The organism is Paenibacillus sp. FSL R7-0210 (assembly GCF_038009085.1).
In the GTDB taxonomy this organism is placed as follows: domain Bacteria; phylum Bacillota; class Bacilli; order Paenibacillales; family Paenibacillaceae; genus Paenibacillus_AQ; species Paenibacillus_AQ silagei.
Genome location: NZ_JBBPAR010000001.1, coordinates 728,137 through 752,473 on the forward strand (window position 1 = coordinate 728,137; position 24,337 = coordinate 752,473).

At 52.7% G+C, this 24,337-nt stretch carries 25 protein-coding genes; 24 read left to right on the plus strand and 1 reads right to left on the minus strand.

Features of this window, described 5'->3' with window-relative positions; genetic code table 11:
- The 18 genes from murD (at position 1) to MKY64_RS03275 (ending at position 17,082) form a co-directional block, all read left to right on the plus strand.
- Positions 1-1,422, plus strand: a complete 1,422-nt coding sequence (gene murD / locus MKY64_RS03190; RefSeq protein WP_340950850.1) for a UDP-N-acetylmuramoyl-L-alanine--D-glutamate ligase — start codon at positions 1-3, stop codon at positions 1,420-1,422.
- Between the two features lie 49 nt (positions 1,423-1,471).
- Positions 1,472-2,569 carry a stage V sporulation protein E gene (spoVE, locus tag MKY64_RS03195; RefSeq protein ID WP_340950851.1) on the plus strand — a complete coding sequence of 366 codons (1,098 nt, stop codon included), beginning with the start codon at positions 1,472-1,474 and terminating at the stop codon, positions 2,567-2,569.
- A 5-nt stretch (positions 2,570-2,574) separates the two neighbouring features.
- Positions 2,575-3,690, plus strand: a complete 1,116-nt coding sequence (gene murG / locus MKY64_RS03200; RefSeq protein ID WP_340950852.1) for an undecaprenyldiphospho-muramoylpentapeptide beta-N-acetylglucosaminyltransferase — start codon at positions 2,575-2,577, stop codon at positions 3,688-3,690.
- Positions 3,691-3,875: 185 nt separating this feature from the next.
- Complete coding sequence (murA, locus tag MKY64_RS03205; protein ID WP_340950853.1) at positions 3,876-5,159, plus strand: UDP-N-acetylglucosamine 1-carboxyvinyltransferase; 1,284 nt, start codon at positions 3,876-3,878, stop codon at positions 5,157-5,159.
- 65 nt (positions 5,160-5,224) lie between these two features.
- Positions 5,225-5,989 carry a cell division protein FtsQ/DivIB gene (locus MKY64_RS03210; protein WP_340950854.1) on the plus strand — a complete coding sequence of 255 codons (765 nt, stop codon included), beginning with the start codon at positions 5,225-5,227 and terminating at the stop codon, positions 5,987-5,989.
- A 424-nt stretch (positions 5,990-6,413) separates the two neighbouring features.
- Positions 6,414-7,676 carry a cell division protein FtsA gene (ftsA, locus tag MKY64_RS03215; protein ID WP_036690197.1) on the plus strand — a complete coding sequence of 421 codons (1,263 nt, stop codon included), beginning with the start codon at positions 6,414-6,416 and terminating at the stop codon, positions 7,674-7,676.
- Between the two features lie 63 nt (positions 7,677-7,739).
- Positions 7,740-8,858: a cell division protein FtsZ gene (ftsZ, locus tag MKY64_RS03220; protein ID WP_036724269.1), complete on the plus strand. Its 1,119-nt coding sequence runs from the start codon at positions 7,740-7,742 to the stop codon at positions 8,856-8,858.
- Positions 8,859-8,983: 125 nt separating this feature from the next.
- A complete protein-coding gene (locus MKY64_RS03225) occupies positions 8,984-9,835 on the plus strand; it encodes an Rpn family recombination-promoting nuclease/putative transposase (RefSeq protein WP_340950855.1) in 852 nt (283 codons plus the stop codon).
- A 313-nt stretch (positions 9,836-10,148) separates the two neighbouring features.
- On the plus strand, positions 10,149-11,105 hold the full coding sequence (gene spoIIGA / locus MKY64_RS03230) for a sigma-E processing peptidase SpoIIGA (protein WP_340950856.1): 957 nt from the start codon (positions 10,149-10,151) through the stop codon (positions 11,103-11,105).
- A gap of 19 nt (positions 11,106-11,124) precedes the next feature.
- On the plus strand, positions 11,125-11,847 hold the full coding sequence (gene sigE, locus MKY64_RS03235) for an RNA polymerase sporulation sigma factor SigE (protein ID WP_036690190.1): 723 nt from the start codon (positions 11,125-11,127) through the stop codon (positions 11,845-11,847).
- Between the two features lie 78 nt (positions 11,848-11,925).
- Entirely contained in the window at positions 11,926-12,708 is a 783-nt protein-coding gene (gene sigG, locus MKY64_RS03240; RefSeq protein WP_036690188.1) for an RNA polymerase sporulation sigma factor SigG, read from the plus strand.
- Positions 12,709-12,874: 166 nt separating this feature from the next.
- Complete coding sequence (locus tag MKY64_RS03245) at positions 12,875-13,219, plus strand: YlmC/YmxH family sporulation protein (RefSeq protein WP_209871931.1); 345 nt, start codon at positions 12,875-12,877, stop codon at positions 13,217-13,219.
- A 181-nt stretch (positions 13,220-13,400) separates the two neighbouring features.
- Positions 13,401-14,258 (plus strand): peptidoglycan editing factor PgeF, encoded by an 858-nt coding sequence (pgeF, locus tag MKY64_RS03250; RefSeq protein ID WP_036724264.1) that lies wholly within the window; start codon positions 13,401-13,403, stop codon positions 14,256-14,258.
- Positions 14,259-14,262: 4 nt separating this feature from the next.
- Positions 14,263-14,958: a YggS family pyridoxal phosphate-dependent enzyme gene (locus MKY64_RS03255; RefSeq protein ID WP_340950857.1), complete on the plus strand. Its 696-nt coding sequence runs from the start codon at positions 14,263-14,265 to the stop codon at positions 14,956-14,958.
- A complete protein-coding gene (locus MKY64_RS03260) occupies positions 14,958-15,401 on the plus strand; it encodes a cell division protein SepF (protein ID WP_036690181.1) in 444 nt (147 codons plus the stop codon). Before MKY64_RS03255 ends, MKY64_RS03260 begins: the two co-directional genes overlap by 1 nt.
- Before the next feature lie 7 nt (positions 15,402-15,408).
- Positions 15,409-15,678, plus strand: a complete 270-nt coding sequence (locus tag MKY64_RS03265; RefSeq protein ID WP_036724260.1) for a YggT family protein — start codon at positions 15,409-15,411, stop codon at positions 15,676-15,678.
- A gap of 4 nt (positions 15,679-15,682) precedes the next feature.
- On the plus strand, positions 15,683-16,465 hold the full coding sequence (locus MKY64_RS03270) for a YlmH family RNA-binding protein (protein ID WP_036724259.1): 783 nt from the start codon (positions 15,683-15,685) through the stop codon (positions 16,463-16,465).
- 131 nt (positions 16,466-16,596) lie between these two features.
- Entirely contained in the window at positions 16,597-17,082 is a 486-nt protein-coding gene (locus tag MKY64_RS03275; RefSeq protein WP_036690176.1) for a DivIVA domain-containing protein, read from the plus strand.
- A gap of 103 nt (positions 17,083-17,185) precedes the next feature.
- Here MKY64_RS03275 and MKY64_RS03280 read toward each other — a convergent pair whose 3' ends face one another.
- Positions 17,186-17,629, minus strand: a complete 444-nt coding sequence (locus MKY64_RS03280) for a hypothetical protein (protein ID WP_036724258.1) — start codon at positions 17,627-17,629, stop codon at positions 17,186-17,188.
- A gap of 111 nt (positions 17,630-17,740) precedes the next feature.
- Here MKY64_RS03280 and MKY64_RS03285 point away from each other — a divergent pair, with 111 nt between their 5' ends.
- From MKY64_RS03285 to pseC, 6 genes are all read left to right on the plus strand, one after another.
- Positions 17,741-18,715, plus strand: a complete 975-nt coding sequence (locus MKY64_RS03285) for a CgeB family protein (RefSeq protein WP_340950860.1) — start codon at positions 17,741-17,743, stop codon at positions 18,713-18,715.
- Between the two features lie 178 nt (positions 18,716-18,893).
- Positions 18,894-19,667 (plus strand): glycosyltransferase family 2 protein, encoded by a 774-nt coding sequence (locus tag MKY64_RS03290; RefSeq protein WP_340950866.1) that lies wholly within the window; start codon positions 18,894-18,896, stop codon positions 19,665-19,667.
- 41 nt (positions 19,668-19,708) lie between these two features.
- Entirely contained in the window at positions 19,709-21,133 is a 1,425-nt protein-coding gene (locus MKY64_RS03295; protein WP_340950867.1) for a CDP-glycerol glycerophosphotransferase family protein, read from the plus strand.
- A gap of 17 nt (positions 21,134-21,150) precedes the next feature.
- The gene (locus tag MKY64_RS03300; RefSeq protein WP_036724384.1) at positions 21,151-22,158 is read left to right on the plus strand and encodes an SDR family NAD(P)-dependent oxidoreductase; all 1,008 of its coding nucleotides are present in this window, start codon (positions 21,151-21,153) and stop codon (positions 22,156-22,158) included.
- An 11-nt stretch (positions 22,159-22,169) separates the two neighbouring features.
- Positions 22,170-23,135: an NAD-dependent epimerase/dehydratase family protein gene (locus MKY64_RS03305; protein WP_036724383.1), complete on the plus strand. Its 966-nt coding sequence runs from the start codon at positions 22,170-22,172 to the stop codon at positions 23,133-23,135.
- Positions 23,132-24,328 carry a UDP-4-amino-4,6-dideoxy-N-acetyl-beta-L-altrosamine transaminase gene (gene pseC, locus MKY64_RS03310; protein WP_340950870.1) on the plus strand — a complete coding sequence of 399 codons (1,197 nt, stop codon included), beginning with the start codon at positions 23,132-23,134 and terminating at the stop codon, positions 24,326-24,328. The genes MKY64_RS03305 and pseC overlap by 4 nt, the downstream gene beginning before the upstream one ends.
- Positions 24,329-24,337 lie beyond the last annotated feature (9 nt).

The following is a 24,337-nucleotide window of genomic DNA, read 5'->3' on the forward strand; positions in this document are numbered from 1 at the left end:
ATGAAACATCCGGATCTGTACCGTGGTCAAGAGGTGGTCGTCCTGGGGCTCGCCAAAAGCGGCGTCCAGGTGGCCAAGGTGCTGCACGAACACGGCGCTGTGGTGACGGTCAATGATAAAAAGGAAAGAGATCAGAGTCCCGAAGCTTCCGAACTGGAATCTTTGGGAATTTCTGTTCTATGCGGCGGGCATCCGGAGAGCCTGATCCACGAGGGTGTGCAGCTGGTTGTGAAGAATCCGGGGATTCCTTATTCGGTCGCTCCGGTGCAGCAGGCGCTGGAGCTGGGAATTGAGGTCGTGACCGAGGTAGAGGTAGCTTATCATCTCTGCGCTGCCCCGATGATCGGCATCACCGGTTCCAACGGCAAGACCACTACAACGACCTGGGTGGGCCATATGCTGGAGGCAGCAGGGATGCGCCCCATTGTGGCCGGGAACATAGGAACGCCTCTCTCTCAGGCCGCACAGGAGGCTGACGCGGACAACTGGATGGTGGTCGAGCTAAGCAGCTTTCAGCTGAAGGGCACGGAAGCGTTCCGGCCCAAGATTGCTGCCTTGCTGAATGTCGCTGAGACCCACCTGGACTACCATGGGGGCATGGAGGATTATGTAGCCTCCAAATCCAAGCTGTTCGCCAATCAGGGACCGGAGGACACCGCTGTGCTGAACTGGGATGATCCGGTCTGCCGCGAGCTGGTACCCTATCTGAAGGCGGGCATTCTGCCCTTCTCCATGAACGAGGAGCTGGTGCAGGGCATCTTCGTCCGCCCGTCCTACGTGGAGGATACGGCAGACGAACTGAAGCGGGTCATTATCTACCGCGATTACACCGAGAGCGAGACCGAAATAGCCGATGTCGATTCTATCGGACTTCCCGGCCGCTTCAATGTAGGGAATGCGCTGGCTGCCTGCGGCATTGCCATTGCCGCAGGAGCGGACCCGGCGGTACTGGGTCCGGTGCTGGCTTCCTTCCGCGGGGTGGAGCACAGGCTGGAGTATGTAACAGACAAGGCAGGGGCCGCCTATTATAACAATTCCAAGGCTACCAATTCCAAAGCTACCTCCATGGCGCTGGCCTCCTTCCGGAAGCCGGTCATTCTGATTGCCGGGGGCCTGGACCGCGGCTCGGATTATATGGAGATGCTGCCTGTCCTCGGAGAGAATGTCAAAGCCCTGGTGGCGCTTGGGCAGACCCGGGACAAGCTGGCGGCTGTAGCCCGGCTGGCAGGAGTAAAGACGGTCATCTCCGTCGATAATGGGGAGAGTGCCGCTGCCGTGCTGGAGCAGGCTGTGCGGGAGGCTTCCGCCCTGGCGGAAGCGGGGGATGTAGTTCTCCTGTCCCCTGCCTGTGCCAGCTGGGATATGTTTACCTCCTATGAGGAGCGCGGGCGTATTTTTAAAGAGGCGGTGCATAACCTTTAAGTAGGGGGGTGGATAAGCCCCTACTACGGATGCAAGAGGTGTGCTCCTGATGAACAAATCCCGTCATGCGCCCGATATCTGGCTGCTGATTCCGATACTGGCTTTACTGGCTATCGGTATGGTAATGGTATACAGTGCCGGGTCCGTTCTGGGCTTCCGCAATTATGGCGATTCGTTTTATTTTGTCAAAAGACAGATGCTGTTCGCAGGCCTGGGCCTCATCGCGATGTTCATTACGGCGAACACCGATTACCTGGTGCTGAAGAGATTCGCCCGGCCGCTCCTGCTCGTGTGCTTCGCCCTGCTGGTGCTGGTGCTGATTCCAGGCATCGGAGTGGTTCGCGGCGGTGCGCGCAGCTGGCTGGGCATCAGCTCCTTCGGTATTCAGCCCTCGGAATTCATGAAGATGGGGATGATCCTCTTCCTGGCCAAGTGGCTCGGAACCGAGGAGTATGACATCTCCAGCTTCATGCGCGGGCTGCTTCCGCCGCTTGCGCTGATCGGCTCCGCGTTCGCACTGATTATGCTTCAGCCGGATCTCGGCACAGGTACTGTCATGTTCGGCGCGGCCATGATGATGGTCTTCACAGCGGGGGCGCGGATGAAGCATCTGCTCTCCCTCGGTGCGCTGGGGCTGGCCGGGTTCGCCGGACTCATTGCCGCTGCGCCTTACCGGCTGCAGCGGATCACCGCCTTCCTGGACCCGTGGTCCGATCCGCTGGGCGCGGGTTATCAGATCATTCAGTCGCTCTACGCGGTGGGTCCCGGCGGGCTGGGCGGACTGGGCTTCGGGATGAGCCGGCAAAAATACAGCTATGTCCCGGAGCCGCAGACTGATTTTATTTTCTCCATATTGGCCGAGGAGCTGGGATTCATCGGAGGGCTGGCCGTGCTGCTGCTGTTCCTGCTGCTGATCTGGCGCGGAATGAAGGTAGCCATGAGCCTGCCGGACCGCTTCGGCAGCTATCTTGCCGTAGGAATCGTCTGTATGGTGGCGGTTCAGGTCGTCATCAACATCGGTGTGGTAATCGGCCTGATTCCGGTAACCGGCATCACGCTTCCGCTCATCAGCTATGGCGGCTCATCGCTCACCCTGATGCTCACAGCTCTTGGCATTCTGCTTAATTTATCCCGTTATGCGAGGTGAAAGACATGCGTATTGTACTTAGCGGCGGCGGCACAGGAGGACATATCTATCCTGCCGTAGCCGTAGCCAGACAACTGGAATCTGAAGATGCGGATTCTGTCTTCCTGTATATAGGAGGCAAGCGAGGTTTGGAGAGCAAGCTGGTTCCCCAGGAGAATCTGCCTTTCCAGTCCATTGATATTACAGGCTTCCGCCGCAAGCTGTCGATGGATAATGTGAAGACGGTCATGCGGTTCCTGAAGGGGGTCAAAGCCTCCAAAGCCATGCTGCGCGAGTTCAAGCCTGATGTGGTTGTCGGCACCGGGGGTTATGTCTGCGGACCTGTGGTGTATGCAGCCTCCCGGCTCGGCATCCCGACGCTGATCCATGAACAGAACGCGATTCCGGGACTGACCAACCGCTTTCTCAGCCGGTATGCCAGCACGGTCGCGGTGAGCTTTGAAGGCACAGAGCCGGCTTTTCCCGGGGCCAAGAATGTAATCTATACGGGCAATCCCCGGGCCACTACGGTCATGACGGCTAATCCGCAACGCGGCTTCGCTTCACTCGGTATCCCCGAAGGAAGCACGGTGGTACTGGTTGTGGGAGGAAGCGGGGGAGCCAAGGCGATTAACCGTGCCATGATTGAAATGGCACCCTTTGTGGGTAAGGGTAATGGTGTTCACTATGTGTATGTCACCGGAGAGTCTTACTTTGAGGATACCCGCAAAGCGGTACGCGAGCAGCTGGGTGGTATTCCGAACTGGCTGCATGTCCTCCCTTACGTTCACAATATGCCTGAGGTGCTGGCCTGCACTTCCCTGATCGTGAACAGGGCAGGCGCCTCTTTTCTCGCAGAGATTACCGCGCTTGGCATACCCTCTGTCCTCATTCCGTCTCCCAATGTAACGAACAATCATCAGGAAGCCAACGCCAGAGCGCTGGAAGGTGAAGGTGCGGCAGTGGTACTGCTGGAGAAGGACTTAAGCGGCGAGGCGCTGTTCACAGCGGTTCAGAAGATCATCGGAGCGGATACGCTGCGTCACAGCATGTCGGAGGCCTCTAGACGCCTCGGTAAAAGAGATTCCGCCTCCCTGGTTGTCAGCGAGCTCCGCAGGCTGGCTGCAGGACGGGGACGCTAGAATCCGGGCTGACATTGTCACACACACGGAGCTCCGAACATAGGATGATCCTATAATCGTGACAATCACCCAGAGCGCTTCTTGATGCCTGAGATTCGGAAACGGAGTTCGTTCCGGCCGATTCTGCAGGACCGTGGTGCAGGAAGTGCTTACGGTGGGTGAGCGGTAATCTCGGAGGTGATACATTGGACAAATTGGTGATTGAGGGCGGAACCCCCCTGTCAGGCACCATACGTATCCATGGAGCAAAAAATGCGGCACTGCCGATTCTGGCAGCCAGCCTGCTGGCCGAAGGAGTTCACTCACTGCATAATGTGCCGAAGCTGCTGGACATCGAAACGATGCTGCATATTCTGCAGAGGCTGGGCTGCAGGACAGTACATGAAGAGGAGACGGTCACCGTCGATACGTCCTTTCTCCTGACCTCTCATGTTCCGGAGGACCTGATGCGGCAGATGAGATCCTCCATATTCCTGATGGGCCCGCTTTTGGCCAAGTTCGGGGAAGTGACGATCTATCAGCCGGGGGGCTGTGCCATCGGGGAGCGCAAGATCGACCTCCACCTGCAGGGCTTGAAGCTGCTCGGGGCAGAGATTGAGGAGACGGGCGGCCGGATCTGCTGCCGGGCTGCTAGCTTGAGAGGCTGTGATATCCATCTGGATTATCCCAGCGTGGGCGCCACGGAGAATATCATGATGGCCGCCGCCATGGCCGAGGGCACGACCACCATCTCCGGGGCAGCGAGAGAGCCGGAAATCCAGGACCTGCAGAACTTCCTCAATGCGATGGGGGCACATATCATCGGCGCAGGGACGGATACGATCACCATTCAGGGTGTCCGCAAGCTCCATGCCTGCAGCTATGAGGTGATCCCCGACCGGATTGTTGCCGGAACCGTGATGATTGCCGCCGCCGCCACGCGGGGCAATGTGACGCTGACACACACCAATGCAGGACATTTGACCTCCCTGATCCACATCCTGAGGCGCGCCGGTGTTCAAATTACAGTGTGCAATGATATAATTAATATCAGCTGTATGGGACGTCCCCGTGCGGTTGAGCGAATTGTTACCTCTCCGTATCCGTCCTTTCCTACGGACCTGCAGTCTCAGGTTATGGTTCTATTGTCCCTGGCGGAAGGATTCAGTGTGATTAAGGAAACGGTCTTCGAAGGGCGCTTCAAGCATGTGGAGGAGATGGCCCGGATGGGAGCCGATATCTCCATTGATCTGAACAGGGCATTCATACGCGGCGTTAAGAGGTTGTATGGGGCAACGGTTGAGGCTACTGACCTGCGGGCAGGAGCAGCCCTTGTAATCGCCGGGCTGGCTGCTCAGGGAACGACTATTGTAGAGCAGGCGCATCATATTGACCGGGGATATGACGGCATCGAATTATTGTTTCAAAAGCTGGGGGCGCGCATTAGCCGCAAGGTGCCGGTGCCTGACCCGCTGGATTTGGCCAATTAAAGCTCCCTGTCTCCTTCGGCGTAGCCGTGAGGAAGGAGACAGGGCCTTATTACGGAGATATGAGAATGCCAAAAACGCGAATACCTCTTTTGAAAGAGGACAAGCCTAGCAAGAGAAAAAACCGTAAAATCATCATCATCCTGGCACTGCTGTTCACTGCGCTGCTGGCTGTAATCTTCTTCCGTTCGTCGATCAGCAAGATTACAGCCATTGAAATGCAGGGGGATAAATATACGTCCCGCGAGAAGCTGCTGGCTGCAAGCGGCCTAAAGATCGGTGGACAGTTCTTTGCAGTCTCCGGAGATACTGTGGGGAAGGCGCTGGAAGGGCTGGATACGGTTCAGGAGGCGCAGGTAAGCAAGAAGTTCCCCGGTGTGGTTACGATCACTGTGAAGGAGTACCCGGCGGTTGCCTATGAGCTAGATCAGGCAGGCGTGCTGGAGGCTATTCTGTCGAGCGGGGCCGCCGTCTCTGTGACAGATACCGGAATTGCTGTAGAGAAGCCGATATTGACTAACTGGAAGGCTGACGATCCTTATAAGACCAAGCTGTGCCAGGCGCTGGCCGGCATTCCGAATGAGCTGACCAGTGATATATCGGAGATTGTACCTTCCCCGACGTTATCTTTTCCGGACCGGATCAAGCTCTACACACGTTCACGCTTTGAGGTCATAACGGCCATTTCACTGCTGAAGGATAAAGTAGGCTATTTGAATCAGGTGATTCAGACGGAGGAGCCGGGACTGATCAAAATGCTGGAGGCCGATTCCTATGTTCCGTTCCATTCTGAAGCCGAGGACAACGGAGAAGACGCAGCTGCACAAGAGTAAATAGTCCCTACTAATAGAGCGGAATAAATGCTACAATCTGTTTTACGGGCAATAAGCAATATCCCTCTTTTTTCTGCGGATTTTTTGAGATGCAATCCAGGATATAGCCGCTGTTCTCTTGTTTTTCTTAAAATATAAGAATGTATAGGTTTCACGCTATTCATTATCCTTCTATTTCTCGCTGAAACGGTATCGTCCTTAAACGGACGACAATGCCGTTTCCACTTGTTTGAATGTCAGGTGCTGATCCCGCTAAGCGGAGAGCATCTGCCTGCACGTGAATACCTTGTCATATTATTCCTCTCAAAAAATTTGTTGAAAAAAGAGGGAAAGGATTAGGGATGTTGAATATGTACAGAGATGTTTCCCGCGACCGGGATCAAAGACATGTTTATTATGATTATAACAGGAGGTGCCATAGGGCTTGAGCAACAATGACATCATTGTTAGTTTGGACATCGGTACATCCAAAGTTCGGGCAATAATCGGGGAAGTTACTAGTGGAACCTTCAATATTATTGGCGTTGGATCTGCTGATTCGGAAGGGATACGCAAGGGTGCGATTGTAGACATCGATCAGACTGTGCAATCGATCAGGAGTGCCGTAGAGCATGCGGAGCAAATGGTCGGTATTCAAATATCCGAGGTGTATGTCGGCATATCCGGCAATCATATCGGCCTGCAATCCAGCCACGGCGTAGTTGCCGTTCAGAATGAGGACCGTGAGATCGGCGAAGATGACATCGACCGCGTAATCAAGGCAGCGGAGGTTATTGCACTCCCGCCGGAACGCGAGGTTATTGATGTTGTAGCCAAGCAGTATATCGTCGACGGCCTAGAAGGCATTCAGGACCCGCGCGGAATGATTGGCGTCCGCCTGGAAGTGGAGGCCACGATCATTACCGGTGCCAAGACCCCCATACATAATCTGCTCCGCTGCGTGGAGAAATCAGGTCTGAAGGTTAAAGATCTTGTCCTTATGTCTCTCGGGGCTGGCGGATTAGCGCTCTCCAAAGATGAGAAATCGATGGGGGCTGTACTGGTGGATATAGGTGCCGGACAAGCCACGATAGCCGTATATGAAGAAGGTTCCCTTAGTGCAACCTCCACGATTCCGATCGGAGGAGAATTCATAACCAATGATATTGCGTATGGACTTCGGACACTTACCGACCAGGCCGAGAAGGTCAAGCTGAAATACGGCTGTGCCTGGATCGACGATGCCGCTTCGGAGGTCGTCTTCAAGGTCCTGCGTATCGGCAGCAATGTAGAGAAGGAATTCAACCAGGAAGATCTGGCTGCGATTATCGAGCCGAGAGTCCAGGAAATCTTCCACCTGATCCGCCAGGAAGTGAAGCGGCTTGGTTATACGGAGCTCCCGGGAGGTTATATACTTACGGGTGGCACAGTATCGATGCCTGGGGTGCTTAAGGTAGCCCAGAACGAGCTGGCAGCCTCCGTACGGATCGCTGTTCCGGATTATATTGGAGTACGCGACCCCGGCTTCACCGGCGGCGTAGGCATTCTTCATAATGTGGTACGTAACTACCGCGGACGGAGCAGCGGCGGAAGTGCCAACAAGAAGACCGTTAACCGCAGCAAGCAGAGCGCAGCGCCGGTTCAGGATTCTTCCAAGAAGCCGGGTCTGGTGGAACGACTAAAGAATATGTTTAGCGAGTTCATATAAGTGTAATCCAGATATACTTGGACTGGCCATCCAAGCACTACTCGAGGGGGAGATGGAAACAATATGTTGGAATTTGATTTTGAAATGGAGAGTTTGGCGCAAATAAAAGTCATCGGCGTCGGCGGCGGCGGAAGCAACGCTGTGAACCGGATGATTGAAAATGGCGTTCAGGGTGTTGAGTTCATCACGGTTAATACAGACGCCCAAGCGCTGCATATGGCCAAATCGGAGCATAAATTACAAATCGGAGATAAATTGACCCGCGGACTTGGCGCAGGAGCGAATCCTGAGGTCGGCAAGAAGGCGGCAGAGGAATCCCGCGATCTGATCTCGAATACGCTGAAGGGCGCGGATATGGTCTTCGTTACCGCAGGCATGGGCGGCGGTACCGGAACAGGCGCAGCGCCTGTCATTGCCGAAATCGCCAGAGAATGCGGAGCATTGACGGTAGGCGTCGTGACCCGCCCGTTCACTTTTGAAGGCAGAAAACGTGCCAACCAGGCAGAGCTTGGAATCGAAGCGCTCAAGGAAAAGGTTGATACGCTGATTGTGATTCCGAATGACCGCCTCCTGGAAATTGTGGATAAGAAGACTCCAATGCTCGAAGCCTTCCGTGAAGCGGACAATGTACTCCGTCAGGCGGTACAAGGCATCTCCGACCTTATTCAGGTTCCCGGCCTGATCAACCTTGACTTTGCCGATGTAAAGACGATTATGACGGAGCGCGGTTCAGCGCTTATGGGCATCGGGATTGCCACCGGCGAGAACCGGGCATCTGAGGCGGCCCGCAAGGCGATTATGAGCCCGCTGCTTGAAACCTCCATCGAAGGTGCGCGCGGCGTCATTATGAATATTACAGGCGGCTCTAACCTCTCCCTGTACGAAGTGAATGAAGCCGCCGAGATTGTTACCTCTGCTTCGGACCCTGAAGTGAATATGATCTTCGGTGCCATTATCGAAGAGAGCATGAAGGACGAGATCAAGGTTACGGTTATTGCGACCGGTTTTGAACACAAGCCTTCTCCCATAGCTCCTGTACGCCGTCCTGCGGCAAACAGCGAACCATCTGCTGATAATAAGAGCAAGAGTGAGAATCTTCGTCCATTCGGGAATCAGACAAGCTCTGATCAGCTGGATATTCCGACCTTCCTGCGCAACCGGACACGCGGCAATAATGATTAAGAGCCATTAATAGCGATTATAGCTTTGACTGTTACGGAAGCACCGTATCACGCAGCTTTGAACTGCGGGGTATGGTGTTTTTTTGCTTTTCAGGCTGTATAATAACGTTAACGGGAGACGATACCATGGAAATGCTGGACCCCCGGGTGGATTTTGTATTTAAGCGGATATTTGCAAGCGAGGGCAACAAGGATGTACTGCTCGCTTTTCTGAACCGGATATTCTTGGATGCGGGCGATCTTCCGCTGGAGGAAGTAGTGCTGCTTAATCCTTATACGGATAAGGATGATCCGCTGGATAAGCAGGCGATATTTGATATATGGGCGAAGACGGTTGACGGCAAGCTAATCAACATCGAGATGCAGCTTTTCAACAAATATGATATTGAGAAACGCACGTTGTATTATTGGAGCAAACGGTATGCCGGCCAGCTTCAGGTCAACGGCAAATATATTGATCTCAAGAAGTGCGTGACGATCAACATTCTGAATTATAAGGTGCTGCCCAATGAACATACCCATAGTGTATTTCATTTGCGGGAGGACAGCAGCGGAGCGCCGCTGACAGACGATATCGAGATTCATTTCCTGGAGCTGCCCAAGTTGAACCAGCCGCTTATACCCGGCGAGGGCGGCCTTGTGAACTGGCTGTTATTTCTAAAAGGGATTGACTACTCTGATTGGGAGGTGCTGCAAATGAACGAGCCAGCCTTGAAGAAGGCGATGGAGACGCTGGAATTTCTGAGCCAGGATTCAGAAGCCCGCCGTAAATATGAGGACCGCCAGAAGTTTCTGATGGACGAAGCCTCGCAGCGGGATGGTGCGCTTAGGGAAGGCTTCGCCAAGGGTACAGCGGCAGGTGAACTAGAAGCCAAACGGGTAATAGCAAAGAATCTCCTGTCTATGGGAATGGATTATCCTTCAGTGCAGAAGGCAACCGGACTCTCCGAAGAAGAGTTGAAATCTATCAACAATTAAATCCGGCACGTCTGAAGCCAGCCGCTTAAGGCTGGCTTTTGTTGAAATATAAGAATTTATATGTTCCACGCTATACATTATCCTTCTATTTCTCGCTGAAACGGTACCGTCCTTTTAAAGGACGGCAAAGCCGTTTCCACTTGTGTGCTGATGTTCCTCTCAAGGCCCATAACTCGACAAAAAAACTGCAAGAACGCCCCCCATGTTTAGACAGACTTTGGATGCGGGAGTTTCTATACTAATCTTATCGTCTAAAAAGAGAGCCTGCACCCCGGCCTCCGGATAGATATCCGCTTGCAGGCAGGTGAGAGCGATGGTTGTGTATATTGACTTGATTTTTGCCGCCAATCTGCTGATCGACGGAGTCCTGCTGTGGCTGACAAGCTGGCTGGTGAAGCACAAGGTATCCTGGTGGCGCCTGACTCTCTCAGCGCTGGCGGGTGCACTCTATGTCGTCATGATGTTCGTACCGGAGCTGTCCTTTCTGTATACCTTTCTCGTCAAATTCGGTTTATCGGTTTTGATGATCTGGATAGCCTTTGGATTTAGAAGTCTGCAAAGCTATCTTCGGGCATTTGGGGCGTTTTATATCATTAATTTTGCGGCGGCGGGAGGGATCATAGGCGTTCATTATCTGCTGCAAAGCTCTGGTGACCTCTGGAAAGGCATGATCTTCACCTCATCGGGAGGCCAAGCTTACCGGCTGAAGATCGGGTTCTGGTTCGTGCTTGCCCTGCTTCCGCTGGTGCTGCTGCTCTTCAAGCTGATCCAGTCCTCCCGCCGGTACAGAGAGCAGCTGGATTCCTATATCGGGGAAGTGACAGTGGAGATCGACGGAGTGTCGGTTACCTGCCCCGGACTGCTGGATACCGGGAACCGGCTCAGCGATCCGCTGACGAGGATTCCGGTGATGGTGATGGAAGCCTCGCTGTGGGAGGGCCATTTGCCGGCTTCCTGGAAAGGGAGGCTGACCCAGACGGGTGCAGATACACTTGTACTGGAAACGGACGGGCAGTCGTTCGCCTGGCAGGACAGAGTGCGGCTGGTGCCGTACAGAGGCGTCAACCGCGGGGCATCCTTCATGCTCGCGCTGAAGCCGGATAAGGTGAGGATAGAGCTTGGCGGTGATACCTTTTGCAGCACAAGGGTACTCATCGGGCTGGATGGCGGGACACTGTCGGGAGACGGCGCGTACCGGGCGGTCATACATCCTGACCTGACCCATAAAGAGAGTGCTCCAGAAGCACCGGCTGACAAGGTGATGGGCTAAGTAACCTATAGGAGGAACAATAATGGTCAAATTCAAGCTTGTGCTGCAACTGCAGTATTACCGCATGCTGTTTCTGCTCGGTCTGAAGAGCCAGGAGATTTATTATATCGGGGGAAGTGAAGCGCTGCCGCCGCCGCTGACACGCGAGGAGGAGGAATTTCTGCTCCAGCGGCTCTCCAGCGGGGATGCGGCCGTCCGGGCCATGCTGATTGAGCGCAACCTGCGGCTGGTGGTCTACATCGCCCGGAAATTCGAGAACACCGGCATTAACATCGAGGATCTGGTATCTATTGGCGCGATTGGACTCATTAAGGCGGTCAACACCTTTGATCCGGAGAAAAAAATCAAGCTGGCCACCTACGCCTCGCGCTGCATCGAGAATGAGATTCTGATGTATCTGCGGCGCAACAGTAAGACCAGAAGCGAGGTTTCTTTTGATGAACCGCTGAATATTGACTGGGACGGCAACGAGCTGCTGCTCTCGGATGTGCTGGGCACGGAGAACGATACGATCTACCGGAACATCGAAGAGCAGGTGGACCGTAAGCTGCTGCAGAAGGCGCTGGAGAAGCTTAGCGAGCGGGAACGGCTGATTATGGAGCTGCGGTTCGGACTGCGGGGCGGCGAGGAAAAAACGCAAAAGGATGTGGCCGATCTGCTGGGCATCTCCCAATCTTATATTTCGCGCCTGGAGAAACGAATTATCAAGCGGCTGCGCAAGGAGTTCAACAAGATGGTGTAAGTGATGAAAGCTGAGGAATAAAATGCCGGACCGGGGAGATAATGTACAGTAATGTTTCTCCTTGGGAGGTTAATCATCATGACCCGAAATAAAGTCGAGATTTGCGGTGTGGACACCGCCAAGCTGCCTGTTCTCACGAACGTGGAAATGCGGGCATTGTTCACTTCGCTGCAGCAGCAGGGCGAGCGATCCGCCAGAGAGAAATTGGTAAATGGCAACCTCAGGCTTGTGCTAAGCGTGATTCAAAGGTTCAATAATCGTGGAGAGTTCGTGGATGATTTGTTTCAGGTAGGCTGCATCGGACTCATGAAAGCCATCGATAATTTCGATTTATCGCAGAATGTCAAGTTCTCCACCTATGCGGTGCCGATGATCATCGGAGAGATCCGCCGCTACTTGCGGGATAACAACCCGATCCGGGTATCCCGCTCCCTGCGCGACATTGCCTATAAGGCGCTGCAGGTGCGTGACAGCCTGACGAACCAGAATTCGCGGGAGCCGACGATCTTCGAAATATCTGAAGCGCTCGGCGTTCCGAAGGAGGATGTTGTCTTCGCCCTTGATGCGATTCAGGACCCGGTATCCCTGTTCGAGCCGATCTATCATGACGGCGGGGACCCGATCTATGTGATGGATCAGATCAGTGACGACAAGAATAAGGATGTCTCGTGGATTGAGGAGATTGCACTCCGGGAGGCCATGCAGCGGCTGGGGCAGCGGGAGAAACGCATTCTGTCGATGCGCTTCTTCGAAGGCAAGACCCAGATGGAGGTCGCCGACGAGATTGGCATCTCACAGGCCCAGGTCTCACGGCTGGAGAAATCAGCGATCCAGCAAATGCAAAAGCATGTAAAGTCCTGACCACAATCTATAAATGAGCGGAGGATATTCCGGATAGCGGCAACTAGCGGCTAGCCGGAATATCCTTTTATATGTCCGGGGCGCTAAGGCTCTGGAATACAGTCATGCGGCCAAGCCCTAAGGACATATACTTAAGCTATAGGTCTGAATGTACAGGGGTGGCAGGATGATTGAGGAAACGTCAGCTTCGGGTAAAAAGATGAAAATCTCCGATTTTCAAACCAAAGATGTAATCAATATTGTTGACGGTAAACGGCTGGGCCAGATCAGCGATCTGGAGCTGGATTTGCGTAGAGGCGTCATTGACGCTGTGATTGTCCCGGGGTACACCAGATTCATGGGGCTGTTCGGCGGCGGCGCCGATCTGGTGATTCCGTGGCGGAATATCGTGAAGATCGGTGCAGATGTCGTGCTCGTGAAGCTGGAGGAGCCCCGCATACCGCAGGGACAGGAAGACCGCGAGATGATGTACCTGGATCGGCCGGACCGCAGTGAACGGCGCACTTATTAATGAGGTGCGTCTTTTTTCTGCGGATATGGGTATAGTCATAGGGTGGGTTGAGAAATGGACGGTGTGGGCTGAGTTTGTGAAGTATGTTTTCGGGGCCCCCGCAAAGTACTTGAATTGACACCGGAGCGTTTCATCACTTTGTGGGGAATACTTTGTGGTACACTTAAGCGGAGGTGAAGAGATGGAACCGTTTATGCAAAATGGTACAGCGCCCATGCTGCTGCATCTGGAGCCGTGGCGTGAGCCGTATAGGAGCATTACTGCAGGCTTCACCGGCAGAGCAGGCGGGAGCGGAACGAAGCCCTATGACAGCTTCAATTGTGCTTTTCATGTAGGCGATGATCCGGCGGATGTGCTGGCTAACCGCAGCCTGCTGGCTGCGAGTCTGGGATTCCGGCTGGCCGACTGGACCTGCGGGGAACAGACCCACGGCAAAGAGATCGCAGTCATTACAGAACAGGAACGCGGCCGGGGCAGCCTGGACCGGGCCTCTGCCTTTCAGGCCACTGACGGGCTGCTGACGAATGTGCCCGGGGTGCTGCTGACTTCTTTTTACGCTGATTGTGTGCCGCTGTTCTTCCATGATCCGCTGAACCACGTGGTAGGGCTGGCGCATGCAGGCTGGAAGGGGACCGTGGCGGAAATCGCGGCGGCGATGGTGGAGCGCATGGGACAGACGTACGGGACCCGTCCAGAGGACATACAGGCCGCTATAGGGCCTTCCATCGGAGACTGCTGCTATGAGGTGGATGATTACGTGATGGACCCTGTCCGCCGGCTGGAGGCCAGGCTGAACCTGCCGGATGCGGCGGAAGGCGCACGGGCTGTATATAGACCATCGGAGACAGACAGCAGCAAAATGATGCTGAACTTGAAAGAATTGAATCAACGCATTATGATAAAAGCAGGAATATTGCCGACTCATATCGAATGTACAACTTGGTGTACAAGCTGTAACAGTGATCTGTTCTTTTCGTACCGGAAGGAAAACGGGGTCACTGGGAGAATGACGAGCTGGATCGGAATAAAGGAGAGTTGACATTTTGGCCTCGCTACAAGAAAGAATAGCCACTACCCGGGAACGTGTCGCACGGGCCTGCGCGGCCAGCGGCCGGGATGCCAGTGAAGTCAAGCTGATTGCGGTAACGAAATACGTATCGCTGAATACGGTTGCCGCTGTGCTGGAGGCAGGTCTTGAGGAGATCGCCGAGAGCCGCTGGCAGGATGCGGAGCCGAAATGGAATGCGCTTGGACATAAGGGAATCTGGCACTTTATCGGGCATTTGCAGACGAATAAGGTGAAGGACGTTATCGGTAAATTTCAATATATTCACTCTCTGGACCGGCTGTCGCTGGCCAGGGAGCTGCATAAGAAGGCGGAAGCTGCGGGACTTGAAGTGAAGGTGTTCCTGCAGGTGAATATTTCAGGCGAGGATACCAAGTTCGGCCTGGCGCCGGAAGCGGTGGAGGACTTCCTGAGGGAGATCGCCCCGCTTGACCGGGTGAAGGTCATCGGCCTGATGACGATGGCCCCTCACGAGGAAGACCCCGAGGCGACCCGGCCGGTATTCCGCGGACTCCGCGAGCTGCGTGACCGCCTGAATCTCCTGGGCTTGACACCTGAGCCAATAGAAGAGCTGTCGATGGGCATGTCGAATGACTTTGAAGTGGCGATACAGGAAGGAGCCACCCGGGTACGCCTGGGAACGGTATTAGTAGGTCATGAGGAGGGAGAATGATGGGCGTGATGAACCGATTTATGAGTTTCTTGGGCTTGCAGGAGGAAGAGGAGATTGTGGAACGGGAGCAAATCTCCCGTGATGAGGATGAATACGAACCCGCCCCTGTAGAAACACGCAAGAATCAGAGGGCCAACGTCGTCAGCATTCATTCCCAAAAAAATGTGAAGGTTGTGCTCTACGAGCCGCGTTCGTATGATGAGGCGCAGGAGATTGCCGACCATCTGCGTTCACACCGCACGGTAGTAATTAACCTGCAGCGGGTGCGCAATGACCAGGCGATGCGGATTATCGATTTTCTCAGCGGAACTGTTTATGCTCTGGGTGGAGGAATATCCAAAATTGGGGGCAATATATTTATGTGCACACCGGACACAGTGGAGATTCAAGGCTCCATTACCGAGATCCTGGGTGACGAGCAAGACTACAATCGAATGAGGTGAGCAGGGTTTGAATGAAATATCTTCAATTATAGACATCCTATTTCAGATTTACTATTACATGATCCTCGTATACATTCTGATGTCCTGGCTGCCGAATCTGCGTGAGAACTTTATCGGTGAGCTGCTGGGCAAGCTGGTGGAGCCGTATCTGGCACCGTTCCGGAGGATTATTCCTCCGCTATTTGGAACGCTGGATATTTCCCCGATTGTCGCGATTATCATGCTGCGCTTTGCCGCAGTCGGGCTTCACTCTATCGTAGCCTCGGTCTTCGGCTAATCCGATGAAGAATGAAATCTACGGGCATTTCCACCCGGATGAGCGGCCGTTTGTGGACAAGGCCTGGGAGTGGGTTACGAATGCCGGAGAGTATCATGAGACGAAGCTGACCGAATTCCTGGACCCCCGTCAGGCCTATATTCTGCAGAGTCTGGTGAACCGCCATCCCGATGTGATTGTGCGCTGGGAGGGCGGTTCTTCGGATGCCGAACGGAAGCGGGGGCTGGTGGCTCCGGATTATCGTGACCTCACAGATGAGGATATGGAGTTAAGCGTGCTGAATATCACCTCCGGCGAACAGAAATTTCTCTCGCTTATGCATGGGGATTATATGGGGGCAATCCTGGGACTTGGCATCAAAAGAGGCAAGATCGGTGATATTCATGTGCTGGAAGACGGCTGTCACGTAGTGGTGGCTGCTGACATCGCGGATTACCTGTCCATCCATTTGACCGGTGTACACCGGATTAATGTCAGTACCGAGATCCTGCCGTTATCGGGTCTGCGCAGCAGTGAAGTCAAGCTGGAGAAGATGGAGTTCACAGTGGCTTCCCTCCGGCTTGACGGGATTGCAGCGGATGTCACGCGGCTCAGCCGGAGCAAGATTCTGGCCCCGATCAAGGCCGGGCGCGTCCGGGTGAACTGGAAGGTCGAGGAAGATCCGTCCTGTTCGCTGAAGGACGGGGACATGGTCTCTATCCAGGGCTTCGGACGGTTCAAGGTGCTGGAGATCGGCAGCTTGACGAAGAAGGGCCGTTACCGGATTTTGGTAGGCAAATTTGTCTGAAGTCTTTGCAGGATTACAGCTGTGCTTGTCGAAATTGATAATCTCAGGGAAATATGGACATTTAGCAGGCCGTGCGCCGGTAATTGTCTTTCATCTATAATCTTCACCGAAATTTCTAGGAGGTGCACAGCATGCCATTAACACCGCTCGATATACATAACAAGGAATTCTCCCGGAGAATCCGCGGTTATGACGAAGATGAGGTCAATGAATTTCTGGATCAGGTGATTAAGGATTACGAGAGTGTGATCCGGGAGAACAAGGAACTGCACAACCAGCTGTTAACTCTTCAGGAACGCCTGGATCATTTCGTCAATATTGAAGAAAGTCTGTCCAAGACCATTCTTGTAGCCCAGGAGGCTGCGGATGATGTGAAGAACAACTCCAAGAAGGAATCCCAGCTGATCCTCAAGGAAGCGGAGAAGAACGCCGACCGGATTATCAACGAAGCGTTGTCCAAATCCCGCAAGGTGGCGATCGAGACCGAGGAGCTGCGCAAGCAGGCTTCGATCTACCGTACCCGGTTCCGGACGCTGCTGGAAGCCCAGCTGGAGCTGCTGTCCCAGGATGACTGGAATGCGCTGGAGAGTCGTGAGGTTAGTGAGAACGCGCTCTGAGCAGGTAACCGCTCAGATGCATACAAAAACTCCTTAGTAGAAGTTAGTCTTGTTTGCTTTAGTGCAAATAAGACTTCTACCAAGGAGTTTTTTTGTATAGCCTTTATACAGTGGCGATTACCTTTCCGGTGATGAGGATAGGGCCTCTTAAGGTGATATCTCCTTGAAGATCCTCCAGGTTAGTAGCAAATACCTGAATCGCATAATATCCTTCGGGAAGATCGGTAAGAATGGTCTGGAACATGGTGGTCATCCGCAGTGGTTCGTCTTCATCGTTCGAGATGGAGGACTGCTGGGCACTGCCGACCAGGATGCCATCTACAAGGACTTCAAGCAGGAGCTTGGGCTGATCGGGCGGAGTAGCAAATACGTTCGTTACCTCCCAGCCAACGGTAGTAGTGAGTTCTACATAATTGCTTGGAGCAGGAGGAATTGCCATACCGAATTCTAATATCAGAGTTGGTGTGGCAGGGACTGGAATCATAATAACTCCGGTGCTTAGATTGGTATGGAAACTTCTTGCATATTCAACTAATGTTTGCGCCATATTTTCACCTCCAATTTGATCATAATCACATCATATGGTTTTCATGGATATTATGCTTGGGGCGACATCCTATTCTTTGGAAAATTGGGAGTTTATAAGGGAGGAATATATTTGAATATTCTATTTATTACCTCAGGTTTCCGGGCCGTCTATTACTTTTTTGAGCAGAGTATAATAGAAGCCTTTTCGAAGGCCGGCCATCGTTGTGAATCTTTCACGCTAAAGAGTGGCTTGGATGCGCTAAAGCTTAAGCAGCAGTCCCTGCAGCCGGATCTGATTCTGGTCCTGGCCGGCCTCAAAATCACGACACCTGTGCTGGAATTCATACAACAAACCAAAGGGAAGTCAGCTATATGGCTGACCGAGGACCCTTATTATATGGATTGGACGGTTTCGCTCATCCCTTATTTTGATTACATCTTCACCATCGATCAAGCCGCATTGGAACAGTACAGACAGCTTGGTCATCCCCATGTCAATCATCTGCCACTGGGCACAGATCCCTGCCTGTTTCATCCCTCAGAGGTCTCTGAAGAGTATGAAAGTGATATTTGTTTAGTAGGTGTACCCTACAGTAACCGCATAGAGCTTATCGAATTCTTACTCCAGAGAACCGATTACCGGATTCAAATTGTGGGGAGAGGGTGGGGCAGGTATTACAATGAATGGGTGAAGCAGCCCGGCCAGACTATAGAGCTGGTGAACGCCTGGGTGAAGCCCGAAACAGCCGTGAATTATTATAATGGCGCTAAGATTGTGCTGAATATCCACCGGCCCTCCGCTGAGAAGTACAACCGGAACCGGGCGGGGATCATCGCAACAAGCATCAACAACCGCACTTTCGACGCGGCCAGCTGTGAAGCGTTTCAGCTTACAGACTATAGAAGCGGGCTCCGTCATCAATTTGAGGAAGGAAATCAGGTGGTTTCGTATCAGGATAAGCATGATTTACTGCAGAAAATCCATTACTATATGGCACATGACGATGAGCGCAAGCGGATAGCTGAAGCAGCGAGGCAGCAGGTGCTGGCCGCCCATACTTTTGAACACCGGGTGCATGATTTGTTAATGAACGTGCAAGCTTGATAGACGGATTTACCGGACCTGATTCACGCCTTACAGTTATTCTGTTAGGCGTTTATTCAGGTTGCCCTTAGATCCAGAGAAGCATTCTGTCCTCCATTTGAAAATTTAGTCTTCTAACCTATACCGTTTCGAAGAAGGATACATATGATAGCAAGTAAACAGCGAGGGAGGTATTCGATTGCCAAAAGTTACGATCATTATGACCAGCTACAATAAGGCCGCATATGTCGCAAAGTCCATTGAATCCATTCTGGATCAGACGCTTACAGATTTTGAATTCTACCTGATGGATGATAACTCGAATGAAGAAACTCTGAAAGTGATTGAGCCCTATCTCAAGGATAAGAGAATCAAATTCTTCAGAAGCGATACAGAAACCCTGCAGCAGAGGGTGGAGAAGGTCAGATATTCCGCGCTGATTAATCAAGCCCTGTATCAAGCAAAGGGAGAGTATATTTCCTATGCTACGGATGACAACTGTTACAGAAATACTAGACTTGAGCAGATGGTGGACTATCTGGAGGAGAACCCCGAGGTCATGATTGCCTACTCTGCATCGCTGGTCAACTACTTGAATGAACACAATGAAGTGACCCGCAGCCAGTTAAGACCGGCCAAAAAAATCGTTTCGGTGGCCCCTTGCGTCATTGATCATTGCTCCATCCTGCACAGAAGCACCATTCTTCCTGTCATTCATGACAAGTTCGGGTCCTACTGGGATGAGAATCCGGAGTTCTATAGAATTGGCGACGGCCGGTTCTTCTGGCGGCTCAACCAGTTCTGGGACTTCTACCCGGTGGATGAGGTTCTGGATGATAACTATATCACCGAGCTGTCCATTCACTTTCAATTGCAGCACCAGGAGAAGAGCCAGTTCATCCAGATGCTTCCCCCGCAGCGAACCTGCAAGGAGCTGAGAGAAGAGCTGAAATTAATGCAGCAGAAGAAATAAAAAAGCTGCCAAAACCGGTGCATGAAGAAGGAGGAAACGGATTGTCTATCTATCTGTCCAATTACTGGTCGCTCTACAGTGAATTTATCCATGCTGCACAGGAGCTGAAGTACAGGAATATCCCTCTGGCCCTGATGACGAACTTCTATCAGCAAATCAATGATGAGCTTAGAAGCGAGATGGGAAGCAGTGATTTTAAGCTGAAGCTGGAGCATTCCGGTATTCATGAACAGGATCAGATTCAGCCTTTTTTTGAAACGATGGTTGCGCCGCTCTATCAGTCTGTGAAGTCCAATCTGAAGGGCAAAATACTGATTAATCTGGACTATATCAGAATGTCGGAGCAAACGATCAGCGAGCATTTCAGCGGAGATTCGGCCATGATTCTATCCCGCTCCAGAGCGGATGAGCTATTTGGCATCCCCAATGTATACAGCCTGGGCTACAAGCAGGACACCAAAGCTGCGGCGGAAGAGCTGGTCCAGCGGGCGGCAGACCTCTTCGCTAAGGCCGAAGGACATCCTGCGTTCAGCAATGAATTTTTCACCCAGACCTTCCTAAGCCGGATTCCTACCATTGTAGATACCATTGAAATGGTGTTTAATCTCTACAATGACCTGCCGGTAGCCGCTGTAATGGTAGGTACGACAGAAGATGTTGCCAGCCGGACACTTGCCGTCGTTGCAGGGATTAAGGGGATTCCCAGCGTATGTCTGCAGCACGGAATTCTGATGGGAGAGGAAGCATTCATTCCTGTATTCTCCAGCCATGTTGGAATCTATGGGCAATACGAACACGACTGGTATACGAGAAGAGGGCTTGAAGCGGAGCGAATTGTGATCATCGGCCACCCGCGTTATGATGATATCTTTACGGCACCGCATACCCCCAAAGATTCGTTCCGGGAGACCTACCAGCTTGACCCTCATAAAGTCACCTTACTAATCGCTACCGGACCAACGCTCGATGAATACAAGATCCGCACCCTGCTTACCCAGTTGGCCTCACATCCGCAATTCCAGTTGATTATTAAGCCCCATCCCTGGGAGCTGTCCAAGAAGCTGATCTCGCTGTATACCGAGTATGAAGAAGAATATAGCAATGTTCATGTGGTTACCGACCGAAAGGCTGACACCCGTGAGCTGATTATGAAATCGGACGCCGTGGTCGCCACCCTCTCCACGGTTGCCCTCGAAGGCCTTTTGTTCGATAAGCCCGTATTTGTCTACAAATTCATTCAGGCCAACCGTGAATATGATTACTATGATGCCCTTGATCCCTATATTCAAAAAGAGCCGGCTGATCTGACCCGAATGGTGGCCCATTATTTCTCCAGCAATAAAGAGAAAGTAAACTACAAGGCTGTGAAGGATAAGTTCTTGCAGCAATCCTATCAGATTGAGCAATCCGGCCGGAGACTTGCCGAATTAATGGACCGCCTGATCCAGGGAAGACCCAAGCTATGAACAGGGGGGAGGAGGAGATGTTCTTTAGGAACAAGAAAATTCTGGTCATTGGCGGAACCGGCACCATCGGGAAAAGCATTGTGAGGCTTATCGCAGAGCAGGAGCCTGAAGTCATCCGGATTCTCAGCAGAGATGAATATAAACAATTTGAGCTGCAGAATGAACTGAACGGAAATCCAAGGCTGCGCTACCTGATTGGCGATGTTCGTAATTATGACCGTGTGCTGGCTGCGATGGAGGGGATAGATTATGTTTTCCATACCGCAGCTATGAAGCATGTATCCTTCTGTGAATATAACCCGTTCGAGGCTGTACTTACGAATATTATCGGCACTCATAACGTGATTCAGGCAGCGAAGCAGCAGAAGGTACGCAAGGTCGTTTTTACAAGCACAGATAAGGCCATTTCGCCGACCAACAACTACGGGGCCACCAAGCTGTCTGCTGAGAAGCTGATTTCCTCTGCCGTCACCTCGGGAGGCCCCGGCCAAACCGTGTTCTGCACCGTGCGGTTCGGGAATGTGATGGGCTCCAGAGGGTCTGTCATTCCCTTGTTTGTGAAGCAGGCGAGAGAAGGCAGAGCGATCACCGTAACAGATCTGTCCATGACCAGATTCATGATGACGCTGGAGCAGGCGACCCGGCTCACCGTTCAGTCCCTGCAGCTGGCGAAGGGTGGTGAGACTTTTATTCTGAAGATGCCTGTGATCAGGCTGAAGGATCTGGCTGAAGTTGTAGCCGAAGAGGCGTCGAAGAAATACGGGGTTCGCCTGTCGTCTAAGGTGAAGATCCTGGAGATCGGCCTGAAGCCCGGTGAGAAGAGATACGAAGAGCTGATGACCCATGAGGAATCCTTAACCGCTTATGAATTAAAAGATGTATATATTGTCCCTTCCCCCTATGCTGCACCGCAGTCCTACCGGGAAGCAAGCAGGCCGAAGCCGGGCACCTACAGCTCCGAAGGAGAGATCCCGCTGACCAAGGAGGAGGTAAGGAAGCTGGCGATTGAACAAAATCTAATCTAGTGGAGGCTATTATGAATATACTCGTAACCGGAGGTACAGGGTTCATTGGCAGATGGGTCGTAGGGCGTTTGTTAAAGGATGGACAAAGTGTCTGGGTGATCGATAATTTGGCGAATTCATCCCTGGATAATCTGAAAGAGTATGAAGATAGCGAGCATCTGCAGAAGGTACAGATCATGGACCTCAAGGACAGAGAGGCCTTGAAGGAGCTTTTCCGGGAGAACACCTTCGACCTGTGCTACCACCTGGCGGCAAGCATAAACGTGCAAGACAGCATTGATGATCCTGAAACCACGTTCAATAATGATACGCTGGCCACCTTCTATCTGCTCGAGGAATGCCGCAAGCAACAGGTGAAGATGGTCTTCATGAGTACCTGCATGGTCTATGCCAGAGCCAATGATGAGCAGGGAATTGACGAGCAATCCCCCATCAAGCCAGCCTCGCCTTACGCCGGTGCCAAGATTGCAGCGGAGAATATGGTCCTGTCATATTTCTACGCTTATGATCTGCCGGTGGTCGTTGTAAGACCGTTCAACACCTATGGTCCCTATCAGAAAACCGGGGGCGAAGGCGGCGTCGTGGCGATCTTCATTCACAGCAAATTAAAAGGCGAGCCGCTGAATATCTACGGAGACGGCACCCAATCACGGGATCTATTATACGTGGGGGACTGTGCAGATTTCGTGGTGGAGGCGGGCTACAGCGATAAGTTGCATGGAGAAATTGTCAATGCAGGCACGGGTGAGGATATCACCGTCAATCAATTGGCCGAGCTTATTGCAGACGGGCAGGCCCCCATCCATCACGTTCCGCATATTCACCCGCAGAGTGAGATCCAGAAGCTGTTATGCAATTACAATAAGGCGGAGAAGCAATTGTCCTGGACGCCTAAGGTTACCATTCAAGAGGGCATCCGGCGGACAGAGCAATGGATTCTTGAGACCTTTCACCGAAAGGAGCCGAACCAGTCATGAGAAAAAGCAAACTGGCCATTGACGGCGGGAAGCCTGTACGTGCCCACTACTTGCCGTATGGGAGACAGATGATCGATGACGAGGATATTGAGTCCGTGGTCAAGGTGCTGCAAAGTGATTACTTGACCAGCGGGCCGGCCATTGAGCAATTTGAAGCGGAGATCGCAGCGTTTACAGGGGCGAAATATGCGGTGGCTTTCTCCAGCGGAACAGCAGCGTTGCATGGAGCTTGTTATGCCGCCGGAATCGGTGAAGGGGATGAGGTGATTACAACCCCGATGACGTTTGCCGCCACGGCGAACTGTGTGCTGTATCAGGGGGGCGTACCGGTATTTGCCGATATCGATCCGCGGACGTATAACCTTGATCCGCAGCGGATCAGGGAGAGCATTACCGCGCGGACGAAAGCGATTATCCCGGTCCACTTCACCGGCCAGCCGGCGCAGCTTGATGAGATTCTGCAGATTGCCCGGGAGCATAATCTGATCGTGATCGAAGATGCCGCCCATGCGCTTGGTGCAAGATATAAGAATACAAGCATTGGGGCTATCGGAGACATGACCATGTTCAGCTTCCATCCTGTAAAGCATATAACAACGGGAGAAGGCGGAATGATTACGACCAATAACCCGGTGTATTATGAGAAGCTGCTGCAGTTCCGCACCCACGGCATCACCAGGGATGAGCGCAAGTTAAGGGAGAACCACGGACCCTGGTATTATGAGATGCAATTCCTCGGGTACAACTACCGGATTACAGATATCCAGACCTCACTCGGTATCTCCCAGCTGCGCAGAGTCGGAAGCTTCATTGAGAAGCGCAAGCAGCTTGCAGCCTTGTATCTGCAAGAGTTGAGCGGGACTGAAGAGCTTATTCTGCCGCATCAGCTTCCGGAGGCGGAGTCGAGCTGGCACCTGTTCATTGTCAGACTTCAGCTATCGAAGCTGAAGGCCACCCGCAAGACGGTCTTTCAGGCGCTGCAAAAGGAGAATATCGGAGTAAACGTCCACTACATCCCCGCCTATCTCCATCCGTACTACGAAAGCTTGGGATTCCGCAAGGGAATCTGTCCGGTTGCTGAAAGCTGCTACGAGGAATTCATTACGCTGCCGTTATATGCGGGCATGGACCCCGAAGATGTGATGGATGTGGTCGCCGCGGTCAAGAAGGTGATCCGCCACTACTCCAAGTGAAAAAGAGAA